Source organism: Thiothrix caldifontis (assembly GCF_900107695.1).
Classification (GTDB): domain Bacteria; phylum Pseudomonadota; class Gammaproteobacteria; order Thiotrichales; family Thiotrichaceae; genus Thiothrix; species Thiothrix caldifontis.
In genome coordinates this window covers 16676-36268 of the sequence record NZ_FNQP01000004.1, presented here as the reverse complement: position 1 = coordinate 36268, position 19593 = coordinate 16676, and the positions used below count along the sequence as shown (strand labels likewise).

11 protein-coding genes are annotated in these 19593 nt (G+C 50.5%); 4 read left to right on the top strand and 7 right to left on the bottom strand.

The genetic code is table 11. The features are described from left to right. Nucleotides 1-21: 21 nt before the first annotated feature. Complete coding sequence (locus BLV87_RS04060) at nucleotides 22-12714, bottom strand: SdrD B-like domain-containing protein (protein WP_175517834.1); 12693 nt, start codon at nucleotides 12712-12714, stop codon at nucleotides 22-24. A gap of 235 nt (nucleotides 12715-12949) precedes the next feature. Here BLV87_RS04060 and wrbA point away from each other — a divergent pair, with 235 nt between their 5' ends. Genes wrbA through BLV87_RS04040 form a run of 4 tightly spaced genes read left to right on the top strand, consistent with a single transcriptional unit; the run spans nucleotide 12950 to nucleotide 14661 of the window. Then, nucleotides 12950-13537, top strand: coding sequence for an NAD(P)H:quinone oxidoreductase (gene wrbA, locus BLV87_RS04055; protein WP_093065673.1), 588 nt, complete (start codon nucleotides 12950-12952; stop codon nucleotides 13535-13537). Then, nucleotides 13534-13896, top strand: a complete 363-nt coding sequence (locus BLV87_RS04050; protein ID WP_093065672.1) for a DUF2069 domain-containing protein — start codon at nucleotides 13534-13536, stop codon at nucleotides 13894-13896. The genes wrbA and BLV87_RS04050 overlap by 4 nt, the downstream gene beginning before the upstream one ends. Further along, nucleotides 13896-14375 (top strand): 2-C-methyl-D-erythritol 2,4-cyclodiphosphate synthase, encoded by a 480-nt coding sequence (ispF, locus tag BLV87_RS04045; protein WP_093066031.1) that lies wholly within the window; start codon nucleotides 13896-13898, stop codon nucleotides 14373-14375. Before BLV87_RS04050 ends, ispF begins: the two co-directional genes overlap by 1 nt. Continuing rightward, on the top strand, nucleotides 14368-14661 hold the full coding sequence (locus BLV87_RS04040; protein WP_093065671.1) for a 4a-hydroxytetrahydrobiopterin dehydratase: 294 nt from the start codon (nucleotides 14368-14370) through the stop codon (nucleotides 14659-14661). The genes ispF and BLV87_RS04040 overlap by 8 nt, the downstream gene beginning before the upstream one ends. Here the strand turns inward: BLV87_RS04040 and BLV87_RS04035 are convergent. The 6 genes from BLV87_RS04035 to accC all read right to left on the bottom strand — a co-directional run bounded on the left by BLV87_RS04035 (nucleotide 14633) and on the right by accC (nucleotide 19593). Then, nucleotides 14633-15076, bottom strand: a complete 444-nt coding sequence (locus BLV87_RS04035) for a HEAT repeat domain-containing protein (protein WP_093065670.1) — start codon at nucleotides 15074-15076, stop codon at nucleotides 14633-14635. The genes BLV87_RS04040 and BLV87_RS04035 overlap by 29 nt on opposite strands. A 2-nt stretch (nucleotides 15077-15078) precedes the next feature. Beyond that, complete coding sequence (locus BLV87_RS04030) at nucleotides 15079-15879, bottom strand: glutamyl-Q tRNA(Asp) synthetase (RefSeq protein ID WP_175517832.1); 801 nt, start codon at nucleotides 15877-15879, stop codon at nucleotides 15079-15081. Nucleotides 15880-15893: 14 nt separating this feature from the next. Continuing rightward, the gene (gene dksA, locus BLV87_RS04025) at nucleotides 15894-16349 is read right to left on the bottom strand and encodes an RNA polymerase-binding protein DksA (RefSeq protein WP_093065669.1); all 456 of its coding nucleotides are present in this window, start codon (nucleotides 16347-16349) and stop codon (nucleotides 15894-15896) included. A 180-nt stretch (nucleotides 16350-16529) separates the two neighbouring features. After that, nucleotides 16530-17258 (bottom strand): zinc-ribbon and DUF3426 domain-containing protein, encoded by a 729-nt coding sequence (locus BLV87_RS04020; protein ID WP_093066027.1) that lies wholly within the window; start codon nucleotides 17256-17258, stop codon nucleotides 16530-16532. Between the two features lie 110 nt (nucleotides 17259-17368). Continuing rightward, nucleotides 17369-18250 carry a 50S ribosomal protein L11 methyltransferase gene (prmA, locus tag BLV87_RS04015; RefSeq protein ID WP_093065668.1) on the bottom strand — a complete coding sequence of 294 codons (882 nt, stop codon included), beginning with the start codon at nucleotides 18248-18250 and terminating at the stop codon, nucleotides 17369-17371. Next, a complete protein-coding gene (gene accC, locus BLV87_RS04010; RefSeq protein WP_093065667.1) occupies nucleotides 18247-19593 on the bottom strand; it encodes an acetyl-CoA carboxylase biotin carboxylase subunit in 1347 nt (448 codons plus the stop codon). Before accC ends, prmA begins: the two co-directional genes overlap by 4 nt.

Below are 19593 nucleotides of genomic sequence, written 5' to 3'. Positions count from 1 at the left end.
TTTTACGTTAGGTGCAGCGTATTACTGCAATCCACCTTTCACAATGTAATTAGCGGCAAACCCGGTATTGAGTGGGTGTAACAGAATATTGCCCACCAACAAGCTGGTATCGTTACCGGGGCCTGTGAATAGCGTTTTGCCATCAAAGTTTAAGTCAGTAGCCAGATAACCGGACAAAATGTGGTTGGTGTTGCCTTGGAGGTTATCCATACTGGTAATCACCCCACTTAACAGGCTAGTGACATCGTTGCCGGGGCCATTAGCCGTTAGGGTATGGCTACCATTAATGTCACCCGCCCACATCCATGCCAGTTTGCCACTGACGAAGCGTGACTCTTCGCCTCTGACAACGGTTGAGCTGGCAGCAAAGTCGAGCATTTTCGCACTGTTGTCCAAACTGACCGGGCTGGCACTGACAACACCTAAGTGGTTACGGTGGCGCACACTAACGTAGTAGTTACCTGCTTTGATGTTAGCGAAGTGCAGGTTAGGTGAGCCTGTTTGAGCGTCAACCAAATCGCCGTCCCGTTGCAGGATAACAGCACGGCTGGCTACCACACTGCCCGGACTTGTGCGCAATTCAACCAATGCCCAATCCACTACCGCATTATTGCCGGTTGTTTCCTTCAGCATGGTACTGAGGGTTTCAGCCCCCGCATGACCGAATGCTTGGTAGGGGTGTTTGTTCGGTAGTAAGCCGAGAGTGTTCAAGTTTGCTGACATGAGCGCTGTTTTGTTGTCGTAAGGCCCTTGTAATAAGGCACGGACATTAATCACTACGCCATCGTCAGCCGTGTTGTTCACAATCCTGATTTGGAACAGTTTTTTGCTACTCAAGCCACCTTTGTCAGTCACGGTGATTTCTATTTCATAGGTATTGTCACGATTGGCGTCCATCGGCGCATCATAGTCAGGGATAGCACGGAAGCGCAGAATCCCAGTGGTGGCGTTAATCTCAAAATGACTGCTATCCGCACCGCTGCTAATACGGTAAGTTAGTTTGTCACCCACATCAGGGTCTTGCGCTTGAACCATCATGACATCCGCATTACTGTCCTCATTGGTAAGTACCAGTGATGCAGAGGTGATGCTAGGGGCTTCGTTAATATCCATGACGCGTACATTGAGATCACGCACGTATTTCTTGCCATCCGCAGTGGTTGCGGTAATTTGCAATTCATAGACGTTATCCTGATCCTTATCCAGCGGCAACTCATAGTTCCCAGCAGGTGGTAAAGTCCCCGGTAGGGTTGCACGTGCTTCAGCTTCGTTATTATCGCGGGCTGACTTGGTAATAATGACATTGCTGGTCAGGAACTTCACGGTTGCACAATCCAGCGTTGCACCGGGCGTCGGGTTGACTATGGTGAAGAAGTTACCGTCTGCACCGCCACTAATAACGTAAGTAATTGGGTTGCCATTGCTATCTTTGGCTTCTAATAATTGAATAATAGTTGCAGTGTTAGTCTCATCAATCACTATATTGCCCGCCGTGCCGGTAATCAGGCTATCGCACACCTGTGTGGTGATGCCATCTTGGATGCCGGAAAACTCTGAGGTTGAGCCGAACGTGGTAGCGTTGCTTTTCTGTGTGAGTGTCGCACTGATAAATGTGCCTTTGGCAACTGTCATATTGGCATTGAACGTACCTTTGAAATTCAGTGACTCGGTTCCGGGGTGACTGATGTCCTTGCTACCGATAAAGGTTTGCCCTTCACCATGGCCTGAATCATCCTTGTCTGCACTGACGAAGAATTCGAGACGGTAATCACCGGCTGGCACATCTAGGTTAAAGTCGTAGGTCACGATCTTCGTACCATTAACACCGAAGGAATTGACTTTAACCTCAGGGTAGTTAAGCAGGTGATTGGGCCCCTCATCGATATCTTTAGTGTCATTCGTTGTGACACTGCCAATTTCAGTGCCGCCAACCAAATCAATCCCCAGCCCACCGTTGGCGTAGATGCTGTTGCCTAGAATGCTGTTCAGCAGGGTATCTGCTTTTGAGCCTGCAATCGTAATGCCGTTACCGGTGTTGTTGGCAATGATATTGCCATCACCGTTGATAGTACTGCCAATTTTATTAGCGCTGGCGGTATCCAGACGAATCCCTGAACCCGTATTACCGCGTGGAATCCCTGCTGGGGTAATACCGATATAATTGGCGAGTAGGTAATTATTGTCGCTGCCGTTTAAGTAAATACCCGCGCCGCTAAAACCGTTGATTGCCAGTTTGCGCAGGGTGCTGCTGCTGGCTCCAGCACTCAAGGCAAGACCGTTAGCAGCACCACCGGCATTCGTGCCGTTTAGCTCCAATGTTGGGTTGCTGTTAGATCCCTGTGGCAGTGCACCATCGAGTACAATCGGTGCAGTAATTGGGGGCAAAGCACTTTGCAGAGGAATGCTCCAATAACCTGTGTTGTAATTCGGATCGTCGGTAGTGGAGAGTTCCAGAATCGCATTTTCTTTACCTGCGGTGCGCCCGACTTGTGCCAATGAACTATCATCACCCAACACATTGGCGTTGAGGATAAACTGGCGCAAAGAACCTGCTCCACTGTCATTGGTGTTGGTTATGGTGTCGAAGTTGAAGCCGAAACTGACATTGCTGAGGTTGGCATTACTTAACGTAATGGCTTGGCTGAATGCCGTACTCGCGGTACTCACATTGTTCACGCCGTCAGTACGGTAGGTGATCACCCCGCGTTCGGAACCGTTTGAGCCGGAGCGGGTCGAGCGCACGCTGGCATTCACCACTTGCACACTGTATACACCCACTGGAATGTTGGTGAAGGTATAGCTACCGTCGGCTGTCGACGTGGTGGTGGCGAATACGTTATTGCTGGCATCGCGTAGCTCGACGCTGGCACCACTGATACCCGTCATGCCAGCCGTTGCCGCATTGAACGCCCGCCCATTGCCGCCACCGTAATTCACGTCTTCGTAGATTTTACCGGCAACATTGTACGCTTCCAGCAGCAGAACAGTGGGGGAGAATTCTGAAGTGCCGGAATTGCTGAGTGTGGCGGTGGCGGTCATGCTGTCACCCGTTACAAACCCTGCCGGAGTTGGAATGGTGACAGTGAAGGCGTTCATGCCGGTGTGGTTGTTGCCATCCGTGTCGGTGGCAATGGCGCACGTTGCGGTGTCGGTATCGCTGGCGCTGCCTTCCTCAAAGCTGGCAAGGTAGGTTTGGCCTTCGCCGTAATCTTTGGATTTACCGAATTTGTTATCGCCCGGCGTGGCTTTACCGCCAGCACTGACATCGGCTTCAAACAGCTCAATGGTTGCTCCCGCAGGCGCACACCCTTTGAGGGTGAGGCTGCCACCACTTTCAGTGATAGTAGCGAGTATGGGGAAGTTGATCAGGTCGTTAGTACCGGTGTCTGCATCATTGGCATCGTTCACGGTAATACCGTTACCACCGAGGTCAATGCCTAATTTGCCGTTGGCGTAGATCTTGTTGCCTAACATGCTGGTCGCTTTAGTGCCATCTGTGCCGCCGACTTTGATGCCATCCCCGCCGTTGTAGGCAATCAGATTGCCAGCACTACTGCTACCGCCGATTAAGTTTGGTCCTAAGGGGCTAATAACGGTGATGCCGCTATCGCCATTGCCCCGGTTGATAGCACCTGTTGGGTCAGTACCGATGTAGTTTGAGGCAATCAGGTTGTTTTTAGATTGCACCACTTGGATACCCGCCATTTTAAAGCGGTTGATCGCGAAGTATTTCACCGTGCTGCCATTGGTCGCGCCATTTAATGCAAGACCATTGGTGTAGTCTCCGGCGTTGCTGCCATTCAATTCAATGACGGGGCGGTTGGCGAAGGTGAATGTGGGGGCAGTCGTCCGCGCCGGTTGGGTAGAGGCATCGAGGATAATGTCATTACCCAGCGCGGGCAGGGCGCTTTGTACCGCAATGCTCCAGTATTGGTTGGCGGCATTGTAGTTAAGGTCGCTGGTGGATAATTCCAAAATGGCATTGTCTTTGCCAGCGGTGCGCCCGGTTTGTGCCAGTGTGCTGTCGTTGCCTAGCAGGTTGGCGTTGAGGATGAACTGGCGTAATGAACCTTGCCCGCTGTCATTGGTGTTGACCACGGTGTTGAAGTTGAAGCCGAAGTTCGCGCCGGTAATGTCAGTGCTTGCGATCGTTATCGGTTGGACGGATTGTGCCTGACCACCACCAGAGAGGACGAAGGTAGCAGGGTTTAGCGTCTGGTTAGTGGTATTCGCTGTGGCATCAACCAGTGCAGGTTTACGTCCGCCGACTTCATTGTTTACGTCGGTTGTGCCGTCGCTGCGGTGAGTTTGAATGGCGCGTTCTGCCGCCGTAGAACCTGCACGAGTAGAGCGAACGGTGTCATTGACGACACGCACGTAATAATTACCGGCAGCAACATTAGTAAAGCTGTACGGGCCACCATCAGCCGTGGTGGTGCTGGTAACAAATGCCCCGGTTGAATCGTAGAGTTCTACGCGAACGCCTAGAATACCAGCAATACCGGGTGTACTGAGTGGACGCCCTACGCCGCCACCGTAGTTTTTGTCTTCAAACACTTTCCCCGAAATGCTTCTATTGCCCGCAAGATCAAACCCAAAGTTCTGGTTTGCCAAAGTACTGCCTGCTGTTACTGTTTTGTTAGTCAGCGGGTTGGTTGTGCCGATCGTAGAGCCTGCGGGCAGTTCAGTATCGGTCTCATCTACTTGAATCTTGTAAGTCAAGGCAGGATTTACGCTGGCGAAACTGTAAGAACCGTCCGCTGCCGTACTAGTGGTGGCAACACTACTGTTATTTGCTGCATTCAGTAAAGTCACGGTTATAGAAGCAATACCGGACTCTGTGGCAGTATCAAAAGCATCATTATTATTACTATCGGCGTAGACTGTGCCTGAAATAGAACTGACCAATTCATGACAAGAAATACCATCATGTTTTGCAGTATTGTCACTGGTAATAATTTTAGTCTGTACCCCGGTTGTTAAATTAACCCGGAATAAATCACCGCTATCGTTTTTGTAAACATAGAAGTTCCCCTGTTTGTCAAACCATTGCGCACCATAGTTACCTATAAAAGTTGCAGCACCAAAGGAGGTTGACTCGCCTGTTACGGTATTAATCCGCATTAATTTGTCGCTGTTATGGTCAATGGTATACAACATTCCATCTGCTTTATTGTATGCCCAATCAGCAGTGCGTGGAGTACCGCTTGCTGGTGTTAGTGTTTGAGCAATTTGAAGTGGATTGGAAGTTAAGTCGATAACGTATATCGGTTTGTCATTTTCTTTATCTTTAAATAGCATTTTCCCGTTTGGTAAGACTTCACCTGTATTGTAATCACCTATAGGTAAACCACTTACCTGACCAAGGTCAATAAATACACCGTCCGCACCAATTTTAAACATATGCTTATTGGCTTCAAACGAAAGTCCATAGATATGACCGTCAATTGGGTTATATCCATATGATCCATTCTTGTCTCCCAAAGTTTCTGCAATTGTCAGAATAGAAGCAGTGTTACTAGATGGAGTTATTTTCCGTAAAAAGGTTTTGTCGCCTGTTCCATCAACAATGATCTGAAATAGACTATCATCCGTGCTACAACTGAAACTACTCGATCCACTAGGTTTATACCCAAAATCCAGCCCATGGTTGTTCTGCCCGCTATTGCCTGCTGTAAAATTGATGACGGCATTGCCACCACTTACTGTTGCATCCGAATCCCGAATATCCGTTTGGTAATTATTATCGGTTTTGCTGTCAGCGTTTTGTGTGGTTAGAGTGTAAGTATTGAGGCTGGTTTGCGTATTGTTGACGCTCAAGCTACAGCTTTCACCGCTGCCCATGAAGGTGGCATTGCCGCCCGCTTTATTCGAGAAGTAGTATTCGCCTTGTGCATTGGTCGTGGTCGTAGCGTTATCCGTGCCGCAAGTCAGTGTGACGTTGACATTGGCTATGCCTGCTTCGTCTGCGCCTTGAAGGCCGTCTTTATCCGCATCCAGCCATACGCGGTTGCCCACTTCAACAGGGGAAGGATCACACAGCACTTCCAATTCACCCATGCCGGTACTTTTGCCGAGGGTTGACCATGACAGATGATAACTGTTGTCCTTGGCTCCAGTAACATTGTTTAACCACACAATGCCGTTAGAACCCCAGCTATTCGCGTCATAGGACGAAGCTAATACATGCTCCTTACCCGGTGCGAGTGCCAGACCACCAGCCGCAATCTCATTCATGCTCTCCCAAGCATTGTTTGAGGGGCCTAAATCTCCCCAGTAATATTCGTCCGTTGTTTTACTGTTTGCGGGAATGGCAGTAGTACAACCCGGTTCGGAATCACTCAAATAGCCAGTGTCAGTTTTACACAAGCGCAATACATCCCCCATGGTATCGGCGTAATCAATAGTGGGGTCATCACACACGGGTTCGTCATAAGCATTCGTGCCTTTTTGCAGACCTGCACGGTCAATAATGCCCACAATGATTGAACCATCGGTATCAAATTCGAGGTTGCCGACGATGGGGGAATGGAATTGTGGGCGCACGTTCACGGCATCTGCCTGCGGCAACCAGCCTGACCATTCGCTGGCGTTATAGCCATAGCCACTGCGGGGTTGATTGATCGCAAAGTCTTTGACGTGGCTGAAACCAGCCGTTGTATTGGCAGGGTTAAAACGCAGTACATAACCTCTGACTTTACTCAAGTTGTAAGGGTCATTGGCAGCATCACACACACCACCTACGTACACATAACCTCGGTGGTATTTCACTGCCCAAGGGCGGAATGTCCCCGATGTACAAGTGTAAGGGGATGGCAAGTTTATGGCGTAACCACCCAGTACATTTGCCGCAGTAGGGCTTGTGGTTGGGCTAACATTGCTAATGCCATAGAGCTTGCGGTCATTCAGGTTGACCAGCCACAAACGGTTATTGGGTTCGTCGTAGTCGATGTCACCCACGCCAACTTTGCCGACCTTATCCCATGCTGCCACATCACGTGAAGGCGACCAGAGACCAGTAGCAAGATTATTACAACTGTCAGCCGTTACCCGCACATCGTTGCCGGTGTCGATACCAATGGTGCGCAGGTCAACATAAGTGGTTGTTCCCGTATAAGCGGCATTCGGGTAAGTCATATCAACTTTGTAAATACCGCCCGTGCCTAGCGCACCAAAGCCACTGAAACGCCGCATCGTAGCGGAGGCATACAAGGTTTTGGTAGTTTTCTGGTAAGCCAGTCCCCACAAAGCCCCTGTTTGGCTAGTATTCGCTTTAGTGACAGGTAAAGGAGTCTGATTATACGCACCGCCTGTTGCATCGTAAGGGAAGGTAAACAGGCTTGCGTAATTGCCTACCGCTGTAACGTTTGGATTACCATTTACAAAGGTAAACGCTGCAACCGGTGGGACGGCTTGGCAATACTCAATAGGGTCACTGATACCGAAGTTCGCCGCGCAACTGCCACTGACAGTGACAAAACGTACCGTACTGGCCGTATCTGTGCCTGCTGCGCCGGGGTAAAGCCCGCTGGGTAAATTGGTGTATTCCAGCCGGTATTGCGTGCCATTTGTCAGCCCGCTCAAGGTATACCAACCGCGTGCATCCGTGGTGGCAGTAGCCGCTACCGCATTCGCACTGTTGTAAGCCGTTACCGTGATACCCGCAATTCCTTCCTCCTGAGGTTCGCGCATTCCGTTTTGGTTGTAATCGCGGAAAGCGATCCCACCGAACTGACCTGCACTGGCATTACACGCCAAATCAAACCCGAAATTCTGGTTGGCGAGTGCGCTGCCAGCGCTAACAACGAGATCAGCTAATGGATTAGGCGTGCCAATCACCGCACTGGCAGGAAGATCAGCATCGCGGGAATCGACTTCAACCCGATAACGCAGTGTCGGGCTGATACTGGCAAAACTGTAAGCGCCATTGGCGGCGGTACTCGTGGTTGCCATCAAGTTGTCATCGCTGGTCGTAGCGGTTGTACCATTGTTGTCATACAGCGAAACACTGATATTCGCCAAACCGGTTTCCGTTGCCCCGTCGAAAGCATTGTTGCCGTTAGTGTCGGTATACACCGTGCCGGAAATACCGCTAGTGGGGCAGGCGGATGCCAGAGCTATAGTGACATCATCAATGATTAGCTCATTGCCTTTTTTACCCGTTGGGAAACCACCTACCGTACACCAGGGCCCGGAAATGACGGAGTTGGGATCACACCAGCCGCCATCTGTGCCAATATGCCCGTAGTTGACAAAACGAATTGTGGATGATGCACCTGTTGCAGTAAATTCGATGCGGTATTTCTGGATTCCTTCATCTTTGCCCGGTGCTTTGAAGTGTACCGAACCGCTAGGGGTATCCACCCGCATAATGCCGGAATTCCAGTCACCGCCTTCAGGGATGGCGGAGAAGTACAAACGGTAACGTTGCCCCGCCGTTGACGCAAAGGTACGCGATAGCGTGACGGGTTCTGGGCCCCAATGAGATTCATGAATATTGACACCGGGGCTGACATCATCAACATTATCACGCAGTTCTACCGCATCCGGTGGGCTGAGCATTCTACCGTTGCCATCAAATGCCAATACGCCACCGGTATCGGGGTAAAACCGGCGCATCATGCCATTACCAAAGTAAATCGAGCGGCCCTGCGTTGCAGCAAACGGGGAAACTTCCACGGTACGCGCATAGGTATCACTACCACCACCAGTGGCTGTCCAGTTGCGGATCACAAACGGTGTGGCAGACGTATTTGCGCCGAAATATTGTTCGCTGGCTAAATCATCGAAGTTGTCGGTGAAAATGGTGCTGCTACAGGTTTGGTCGTCACCGCGCACGATGGTGACATCGGGGCTATCCGGCGGCACGTCTATTGCCACCGCAATCGGAAAGTCTTCCACTTCACCATTATTGGCATTGTTGGCTGGTGTGCTGGTGGTAACGGCTGGATCAGTCGTCAGGCGCAAGCGGATAAATGTTGTACCCAGCTTAATATCCGTTGGAATACTGTTCCAGGTTAGTGTCACCGTGCCATTGGTGTTATTAGCGACGTTGGCGGAAGCTGCTTCATCCGCATCAAATGTGCCATTCTTGTCAAAATCTATCCAGCCATACAGTTTGCCTGCTGAGCCAGTGGTGTTGGTTGTTCTAATGTCAACACTGTAGCTGGTAGCGGTCATTTTTAAAATCGGGAACAGTGTGATAGTAGGATTATTGTATTGTTTGGGTGCGCCATCCTCATCCACACCATCGCCGCTGGCGTTGTAGGTGTGTTGACCAGTGAGTTCGGCATCTGGACGGTTGTCTCCCAAGAAAATACTGTTCACGATGGTGTGACGGGGGTTGCCATAGCTAGCAGGTGCGTCCCCGAAATCATAGAAAGGTCCAGAAGAAATCGTTAATTTGTGGTCTTCGACTTCACCACTGGTCGCTGCACCAATCGGTGATTCTGCCTCGGCTCTGGTTTGGCTCAAACGCAAGCGTGCATAGGTTGTGCCTGCCGTTGTGCCTGCCGGTACGGTGAATGTCGATTGAACATAACCGTTCCAATAAACGTGTTGGGTATCGGCTTTTTCACCAGCATCAAGAAAATCGCCATCACGGTTAAAGTCGATATAAGCTGTGAGGTAGGCGGTTGAACCGGTCTCGTTTTTGACGTAAGTCGTTAGGGTGTACGTTTGCCCCTGAGTGGTAGGAATAATTGCCGGATTATGCAAGCCATCTTCATCATCCGTGCTGCCATTGTTGTCATCGCCATCCGCATTAACGCTGTGCAGCGCTCCACTCTCGGTATCAACGTGATTGCCAATCATCAGGTTGGGTGTGATGACATGGCTGGGGTTGCCGTATGAGGCAGGCGCATCACCGTAGTCTTGCGTACTGGTCGATACACAAGCAGATTCTAACGCCACCACGACGTTATCAATCATGGGTTCGCTGGTTTTCGGTGTCGTGCTTAAACCATCAACTGTACACCATGCTGTTGTCAGGGGATCACACCAGTTGTCGTCAATCGCTAAGCGGCTGTAGTTGACAAAGCTGATGGTTGAGGTCGCTGCATTGGCAGTGAAATCCACTTGATAGAGGTAAGGACTGCCAGTGCCTGCGGGGGTTTGCAAGTGTACGGAACCGCTGGGCGTATCGACCCGCAGCATCCCGTTACGCCAGCCATTGCCATCATTTTCTGGCAATAATTCGAAATACAACCGATAGCGCTGCCCCACCGTCGTGTTGAGGGTGCGCGAGAGGCTGGGTGGGAATGGGCCCCAGTGTGAATCACCACTGGTTGTGTTGGGTGTTAAGTCATCGGCAATATCGCGCAATTCAAGCGCTGTTGGGGGGGCAGTAATCACGCCGTTACTGTCGACACTGGGCGTATCGGATATGGCTGGAAAAATACGCCGAATGGCTCCGCTATCCATGTAAATAGACGTGCCATGAGTGGCGTTGTGCATGTTATCGGTACGATTGCGGGTGTCTGCCCCACCGCCACTGGCTATCCAGTTACGTATCGGGGTAGCGCCCGGACGGTTTTCTGCAAAATACTGTCCGCCGGTCAAATCATTAAAGTTGTCGCTAAAGACGGTGGTGGTGCACGAGGTCGGTGTTGTACCTTTGGTAACACTGACGCTGGAGCTATTGGGGGGCAGGTTTAATGCAATCGCAATGGGGAAATCTTCCACTTCACCATTGCTGGCACTGCCGGTTGGGGTGCTGGTTGTTACCGCCGTATCCGTGGTCAGGCGCAAGCGGATAAAGCTTGTACCGGGTTTAATATCCGCAGGGATGCTGCTCCAGTTGAGGGTAACGCTGCTGTTGTTAGCGCCGGTGGGAACATTGACCGAAGTGGCCTCATCCGCTTCAAACGTGCCGTTTTTATCGAAGTCGATCCAACCGTAGAGTTTACCTGCGGTTCCCGTGGTATTGGTGACGGCAAACGTGCTGCTGTAGCTGGTATCGGTTTGTTTTAGCAACGGAAAGCGTGTAATGCTGCTATTGGATGGCGCTTTGGGTGCGCCATCTTCATCAGCGCCATCACCACTGGCGTTGTGGGTGGGTTGACTGGCACTTTCTGAATCTGGCGCATTCGTGCCTAATTTAATTCCGGTGACAAGGCTATGGCTGGCATTGCCGTAAGTGGCGGGCGCATCCCCAAAGTCGCTACTGGTTGGTGTGTTAATACAGACCTGTGAATAGGCAACCCCGTCTACCCAGAACAAACTGGCTACCCTTAAAAACCTGACATAACGAACGCCGCCAGCGGGTACAGTGACGGTTATTCGTGCAAGTTTATCCAGAGTGGCAGAACTTCCCAATGTACCGCTTGCGCCATAAGTACCCACTGAGGTAAAGGTGGTGTTGTCCGCTGAAAATAGGATACTGACTTTGCTGGTCGACGTATCTTGGGCGAGTGAAAGTATTAGGCTGGAATTGGCAGGAATCGTTTGACCTAAATCCAGCGTAATGTGTGCGCCGTTTGTGCTTGGTATTTTCGCCGAGTTTGTCGTGGTGGATGCTGTGGTATTGGCGGCCGTTAGTGCGCCAGTCGCTAAGTTGGGTGAAGTGATCGTACCGCTGCTGCTTTTTACTGTTGCCGCATTGCCGGGTACGTCGCTGACGGATTGACCGGGGATTGGACACAAAGGTGCTGCAAAATTTTTGTAACTGGTCGAGCAAGCAGACGGCGCGTCTAACACGATTGGGCGAGCAAATGCGATGCGCTCAATATTGGTTGGTAGCGGCGATTGAACGTCAAAAAATTGCGAACCCGTTTGGGTTTCATCATAAAAATTGATTTTGTCGCTGGCGCTGTTGCCGGTAAAAGCACCTTGATTGCGGGTGTCCCCCGAAAAAATCATCGCGCCGCCACCGGTAAAGGTGCTGTTATTGAAAAAGTCTTTACCTGCAATTTTGGCACTGGAACCGTTGTGGAATGGCTGGTTATTTTGCCATACGCCAGTGGGTGTGCCGGTTGCGGTAGTGATGAGAATAGTGCCCAGATTGTCCATCAGCGGGCTGTTGTTGTTGAATCCACCGTTAGAAACCAAGGCGCAATAGTTACTGACATCCGAATTCGCGTTAATATTCATGAACGCCGTCGCATACACGCGCCCGTAGTTATCGAACTTACCATCGGGGTTGAAGTTACCGTTGACTTCCATGCGGTAATTATTCGTTAACGTTGTACCGTTTTGGGTATTAAAGTCTTGCGATGTGGTGAGCAAACCGTCGTTAATAAACGTAGAGTTATTGCCCAGTTGAAAACTGTTTGCCATCGTCATGGTGGCATTGGCGCGGTTGCGGAATGCCGTTGCGCCGTTGGTATTCAGGCCGCCAGTAAAACTGAGCGTGCCGTAGTTGTCGATAACCGTGCCGCTGTTATAGGAAAATGTCTGTAAATTGGCAGTACCGTAGTTGGTTAAGGTGCCTGCCACATTGTTGAGATTGCCGGGCGTGAACGTCGCCCCTGTTTCCACGCAAATGCTGGCACCGCTGCCGAATTCTACCGTGCCGGTATACGTACCGCTGGCGATTTTGAGTGATTGCCCCGACGTTAGGGTGTAATTGCTGCTGCCGCCCGTACTGGTTTGCGTGTATGTCGCCGTGCAGTTGGCAGCAAATGCTTGCCCTGTCAGCACAGTCAGTAACAATAATGCGAACAAGATTTGTAAGGAAAAACCAAGCGATCCATTGGCATAGCGACGTTTAGGCATTGAAATGTTCATTATTCTAGTTCCGTTATCATTATGATTTTTCGGCTTTAATTGGTTTTTCTAACATAATTTTTATTATTACTTATATTTATTGTAACACCACCATAGTTTTAATCAATAATGATGGTGGCATTTGATGCATCTTTAGGTCTTCCGCGTTTGTTGCATCCCCACTTGCACCCAAGCCAGCATCCCGCTAGATTGCACAGCAACTCAAAAAGGTATTTGAAACCCGATGAAAACTGTCCTGATTTTGTATTACAGCCGTCACGGTGGCGTTTCCAGCATGGCGCAACAACTGGCGCGTGGTGTCGAAAGTATCACCGCCACCCAAGCGCTATTACGCACCGTGCCGGAAATCTCTGAAGTGTGCGAAGCGGTTGCAGACACCATCCCCGCCAGCGGCGCACCCTACGTGACGCTGGAGGATTTGAAGCAGTGCGATGCACTCGCGCTCGGTAGCCCCGGTCGTTTTGGCAATATGGCGGCTCCGTTGAAATATTTCCTCGAAAAAACCAGCAGCTTGTGGTTGTCTGGCACACTCACGGGCAAGCCTGCTGGGGTTTTCACGTCCACTTCCAGCTTGCACGGCGGTCAGGAAAGCACGTTGTTGTCGATGATGTTGCCGCTCTTGCATCACGGAATGCTCATCACTGGGTTGCCGTATTCTGAATCGGATTTAATCAGCACGCAAAGCGGTGGTACGCCGTATGGCCCGACGCATGTGTCCGGCAGTGACAGCAATCGCCCATTGACGGATGAAGAGAAACGCCTGTGCTTTGCCCTTGGCAAGCGTTTGGCGCAACTGGCACACAAACTATGAATAAACTTCCCTTGTGGCGTAATCTGACCTTATTCAGCCTGTTGGGGTTAATCGGTTTGATTGTGGTGTGGAATGGCCTGCTTGCCAGCGTGCAACACGTACCGTTGTGGTTGGAAATTCCGCTGTTACTTGCCCCGTTAGCATTGCTGGTGCGCGGTATTGTGCAGGGCAACGCGCAAACCCATGTATTCGCCGTGTTAATGTCGTTGCTGTATCTGCTGCTGGGCATTTGGGTGGTGTTAGACCCGCAAGAACGCTTGTACGGTTACGCGCTGATTTTCCTCAGCATTGGTTTATACGCGGGGGCATTCATGAGCGCGAAAATTCTCGGCAAACGCAATAAAGGTGAAGTCGCATGATGCGCATTGGGCATGGCTACGATGTACACGCCTTCACGACAGGCGATCATCTGGTGCTGGGCGGCGTCAAGATTCCGCATACGCACGCTTTCAAAGCGCATTCGGATGGGGATGTGTTGTTGCACGCGATTTGTGATGCCTTATTGGGGGCGCTGGCGTTGGGTGATATTGGGCAACATTTCCCCGATACCGCCGCCGAATACGCTAACATTGATAGCCGAATTTTGTTGCGTCACGTCGTCGGACTGGTGCGCAGTCAAGGCTATGGCGTGATCAATCTTGATAGCACGATTATTGCGCAATCGCCCAAAATGGCACCGCATATTTTGACCATGCGCGAACACCTTGCGGCTGATTTGGGCTGTGCGCTGAATCAAGTCAATGTGAAAGCAACGACCACTGAAAAATTAGGTTTTACCGGGCGTAAGGAAGGCATCGCTGCCCATGCCGTGGTGTTATTAGGAGCAAACCATGATTGAAAAATTAAACGATGAAGCGCTGGCAGTTATTTTGGAAGGTTTGCCGGGTTGGGTATTGCGTGACAGCAAGTTACACCGTGTGCTGACCTTTGCCGATTTTGTCGAAGCGTTTGGTTTTATGTCGCAAGTGGCGCTAGTCGCGGAGCGCATGAACCATCACCCGGAATGGTGCAATGTGTACAAAACCTTAGCTATCAGCCTGACCACGCACGATGCTGGCGGCATTACCCACCGCGATATTGAACTGGCGCAAACCATCAATCGCTTGGCGGGCTATCCGGTGTAAGGGTTGCCAATGCATCAGCGGCAACGTCGCGCACCTCGGCTGCCTGATCGTGCAGACGCGCTTGTAAAAATGGCATTGCACGGGCATCGCCACTTAATCCCAAGTAATGACAAGCATCCGAACGAATCGTGACATCGGGGTGTTGGCTTAATTCCCCCAGTGTCGCTACAGCGCTTTTGAGCAATGCTGACCCCGCAAGGTCTTCCATGACCACACCAATGCCGATGCGGGTGCTCAATGCCGTGCTAGGGTTTCCCAGCAATGCCAATACGACTTGCAGCGTGGCGGGTTCGCGTTGGATGCGGGCAGTCACTTCTGCGGCGCGTCCGGTAGCGAGTTGTGCATTAAATTGCAGTTCGATTTCATGCTCTTCAAGCATCCAACGGGGAAAGGTGCGCCAGTGATTGTTTGCCATGTTTATGCCTGTGAAGGTTTGAGGTAATGCATATCCCAATGTGCGATTGCCCAACCCCAACACGCGCTGAGGCTGGAAAACTCGCAAGCATCGGGGCAGGGTTGTTGGAGAAACCGGAGTGCGGCTACCAATGTTTGCAAGCGTTCGCTGGTGTTGAGTGCGGGAGCAAGGTTTTGTTTACTCAGTTTTTGCCCGAATTCGTTTAACACCAATGGCACATGCGCGTAATTCGGTTGCGGTAAACCCAGTAATTGTTGCAGCCAAATTTGCCGGGGGGTGTTATCCAGCAAATCAGCCCCGCGTACCACTTGATTCACCCCCTGAAAAGCATCATCGACTACTACGGCTAATTGGTAAGCAAATAAGCCATCAGCGCGTAGCAACACAAAATCGCCCACATCGCGGCTTAGGCGCTGGCAATAGTTGCCTTGAATGTTGTCAGTGAAGCAAATGGGATCATCCGGCGTGCGCACGCGGATAGCGGGCAAGGTCGGTAAGCCTTTGCGTGAACGGGTGCAGGGGTAAGTGTGTGTTTGCAAGGCGGCAAGTGAGGCACGGTAAGCATCTTGGCGTTGGCTTTGGTAGAGGATGTCGCCATCCCATTCAAACCCATAAGAGCCTAGGGTTTGGATAATGGCATTCGCAGCACCGGATTGTTCTCGGGGTTTATCGATGTCTTCGATACGCAGCAACCATTTCCCTTGCGCCTGCCGTGCCGCCAGATAACTGGCGGTAGCGGCAACCAGTGAGCCAAAATGCAATGGCCCAGTGGGTGAGGGGGCAAATCGGCCAATCGTCAGCAAGGTTTGTAGTGCCTTTAGACAGCCATCTGCTTTTCTTTGATTTCTTGTGTGGTTTTGCAGTCGATGCAAAGTTCAGCAGTGGGGCGAACTTCCAGACGCTGCAAACCAATTTCAACCCCACACGCGTCACAGTAGCCATAATCATCATCGTCCAGACGTGCAATGGTTTTTTCGATTTTACGGATCAGTTTACGTTCGCGATCACGCGCCCGCAGTTCTAAGGCGAACTCTTCTTCCTGAGTAGCACGATCGGCTGGATCAGAAAAGTTAGTGGCGTCTTCTTTCATGTGATCGACCGTGCGATCGACTTCTTCCATCAGGGATTTTTTCCACGCGACGAGAATGTTACGAAAATGCGCGAGTTGCTTTTCGTTCATGTACTCTTCGCCCGGTTCAGGGATATAAGGCTCGATACCATCAACGGGTAGCGCAGCTTTTCTTGTTAGATAGGTTACATTATCAGTTGCCATTGTTATCTCCAACAGTGAGTGGCGATGGTTAGTGGTTTTTGTTGTAGCACTTATCGTTCTAACACTAACCTGCAATTTACGCGGGGCGGATTATAGCGGAATTGATCAGAATAAACAGAAATTTCGTTGATCGTTTAGCTGTTTATTAAAAAAATTATGGTCAAGTGTCCTATTTTTTATTCACATGAAGCGAAATTGAAAACGTACTGCTGTTTCACCGGGGTCAGTAATATTTAGCAATAGCTCATCAGGAACACCAATTTGCATAAGTTCTCCATTAAAATCTTGAATGTACTCTTCTGGTGAAAAGCGGCGCAATGCTAGTACTGCATTATTTTGATCTAAAAAACTGATTTCAATTAATGGGTACGGTTGCGGGAACGCTGCATCATTCTGGATGGCTGCACTGATCGTGAGTACTTTAGGGGTATTAGGGTGTGAATAGATATTTCGGCTCAACAGATTGATTTTGCGTATATCACGCGGTGGAGTGATGGTACAACCCAATAGTTCACAGATTTGGCGAGTTAATGTGGTTGTCACTGGCTGTCTTGCTAACCAATGACGGCTGCTATAGAGCGCTTGTAATAGTAATAAAAGTGCTAGAACGACTACTCCAATGCGCAATAAATAATATCCTAGCGGATGCTGTAACGTTAGGTGTGGTAAACGGATTGTGGGGCGGCGGATGGGTTGGCTTGAGGTATTACTCATTACATCGCTTAAGTCCACGGATACTGCAGTACCTAATTTGGCAAAGCGACGCTCTTCAGGGAGTGTTTGGCTTAGACTTTTCATGGCGTCGAAAATATTGTCACACTCACCGCAACGCAGCAGGCCTTGTGCTGCTGTCAATTCTTTCATGGTGACGCGAAAAATCGCGTTGCAGTGGTTACACTGTGTATACATGACTCCGCGCCATTTGAATAATCGCTTTATTCTAGTTGTTATCGGGCAAAAATGCTTAGCTTAGGCGCTAAAAAGTAACATTTAGTTTGCTGCTGCACAAAAAGTACAGATTAACGGTAAATACCGCTGACACGAATCCAGTCATCTTTTTGTACAATGGAAAAATCCGTGAGGCTGGGTTGGTAAGCGCTTTTGATAGCCTCTGCCTGCTCAGCAAGAATGCCTGAGAGAACTAATTGACCACCGGGGCGTAAGACGCTTAACAATGCTGGTGCAAGCTCTACCAAAGGGCCTGCAAGGATATTCGCCATAACAATATCCCACGTTTGCTGTGGGAGTTTTTCCGGGTAACAAGTCTGTAATTGTGCAGGATTAATGCTGTTACGTTCGGCATTATCGTGCGTTGCTTGCAAAGCTTGCGGGTCTATGTCCGTACCAACCGCCTGCTTTGCGCCTAGTTTGAGCGCAGCAATGGCCAACACGCCAGAACCACAACCGTAATCCAACACTTCTTTGCCAACCATGTCCTGACTATCCAGCCATTCTAGGCAGAGAGCGGTGGTGGGGTGTGTGCCTGTTCCAAACGCAAGGCCTGGGTCGAGAAGCAATTTCACGCTGTCATCATTGGGAATTTCAAACCAGCTTGGGTAAATCCATAGGCGTTTTCCAAAGCACATGGGCTGGAAACTGTCCATCCAAGCACGTTCCCAAGGTTGATCCTCGACAATTTCCAATTGTACCGATGTAATATCCCACGCGCTCTTTTGTGTTTCCAGCAACAAGAGTAGCGCACTGAGATCAGTTTCTTCATTGTACAGCGCAGTGACAACCAGATTGTTCCACAGGCGCATCTCGCCGGGGCGTGGTTCAAGGATGGGGTCATCTTCTGCATCTTGCCAAGTGATGGAAACGGCATCAGCAGCTTCCATCGACTCTACAACTGCTTCTTGATGTTGTGACGTCGTTTGGCAAAGCAGTTGTTGCCAGCTCATTGGTGCATTCCCAACATTTTTTCAAGGTAGTGAATATCAGCACCACCAGCGCGGAAAGCAGGATCTTCCATAATTCGGGTTTGCAGCGGGATATTGGTTTTAATGCCTTCGATGACCATTTCACTGAGTGCGCCGTGCATCCGGTTGATCGCGGTTGCGCGGTCTTGCCCGTGGACAATCAGCTTGCCGATCATGGAGTCGTAGTACGGTGGCACGCTGTAATCCGCGTAAATATGCGAATCCACGCGCACACCTAGGCCCCCCGGTACATGGTAACGGGTGATTTTGCCGGGCGATGGTGCAAACGTTTGTGGATCTTCTGCATTGATACGGCATTCAATGGCGTGACCATTCGGTTTGATGTCTTCCTGACGCAAGGCAAGCACTTCACCGGAAGCAATCAGCAATTGCTGTTTGACCAGATCAACACCGGTAATCAGTTCGGTAACAGGGTGTTCGACCTGTAAGCGGGTATTCATTTCGATGAAATAGAATTCGCCGTCTTCGTACAGAAACTCAAACGTACCTGCGCCACGGTAGCCGATTTTGCGGCAAGCTTCGGCAACACGGTTGCCAATGCGGGCGCGTTGTTCTTCGGTAATGAACGGGGCAGGGGCTTCTTCCACTACTTTTTGGTTACGGCGTTGCATCGAGCAATCGCGCTCGCACAGGTGAATCGCGTTGCCGTGGGAATCCGCCAATACTTGCAGTTCGATGTGACGTGGGCGTTGCAGGAATTTTTCCATGAACACTACATCATTGCCAAAGGCTGCTTTGGCTTCGGCTCGAGTGAGGGTAACGGCTGCTACCAGTTCGTCAGCGGAGTGCACCACACGCATCCCGCGTCCACCACCCCCGCCGGTTGCTTTGACAATCAGGGGATAGCCAATGCGTGTACCCATTTTGAGAATTTCTTCGGGATCTTCGGGTGTGCCGCCTTCTGAGCCGGGTACGCAAGGGACGCCTGCTGCAATCATGGCATCCTTCGCTGAAATTTTGTCACCCATCAAGCGGATGGTTTCAGCGCGAGGGCCGATGAAGATGAAACCACTGGATTCAACCCGTTCGGCAAAATCCGCATTTTCTGACAAAAAGCCGTAGCCGGGGTGAATGGCATCGGCGCCGGTCACTTCTGCTGCACTGATGATGGCAGGGACATTTAGGTAGCTATCAATAGAGCGCGGCGGGCCAATGCACACCGATTCATCTGCTAAACGCACGTGTTTAAGGTCGCGGTCAGCAGTGGAATGTACCGCCACGGTTTTTATGCCAAGTTCACGGCAGGCACGCAAAATACGCAGAGCGATTTCGCCCCGGTTTGCGATTAGTACTTTATTTAACAT

Bases quoted from the DNA above. Each gene is read 5' to 3' on its own strand.
- BLV87_RS04060 (WP_175517834.1), bottom strand. From the start codon at position 12,714: ATGCCTAAACGTCGCTATGCCAATGGATCGCTTGGTTTTTCCTTACAA.
- wrbA (WP_093065673.1), top strand. From the start codon at position 12,950: ATGAAAACTGTCCTGATTTTGTATTACAGCCGTCACGGTGGCGTTTCC.
- BLV87_RS04050 (WP_093065672.1), top strand. From the start codon at position 13,534: ATGAATAAACTTCCCTTGTGGCGTAATCTGACCTTATTCAGCCTGTTG.
- ispF (WP_093066031.1), top strand. From the start codon at position 13,896: ATGCGCATTGGGCATGGCTACGATGTACACGCCTTCACGACAGGCGAT.
- BLV87_RS04040 (WP_093065671.1), top strand. From the start codon at position 14,368: ATGATTGAAAAATTAAACGATGAAGCGCTGGCAGTTATTTTGGAAGGT.
- BLV87_RS04035 (WP_093065670.1), bottom strand. From the start codon at position 15,076: ATGGCAAACAATCACTGGCGCACCTTTCCCCGTTGGATGCTTGAAGAG.
- dksA (WP_093065669.1), bottom strand. From the start codon at position 16,349: ATGGCAACTGATAATGTAACCTATCTAACAAGAAAAGCTGCGCTACCC.
- BLV87_RS04020 (WP_093066027.1), bottom strand. From the start codon at position 17,258: ATGTATACACAGTGTAACCACTGCAACGCGATTTTTCGCGTCACCATG.
- prmA (WP_093065668.1), bottom strand. From the start codon at position 18,250: ATGAGCTGGCAACAACTGCTTTGCCAAACGACGTCACAACATCAAGAA.
- accC (WP_093065667.1), bottom strand. From the start codon at position 19,593: ATGTTAAATAAAGTACTAATCGCAAACCGGGGCGAAATCGCTCTGCGT.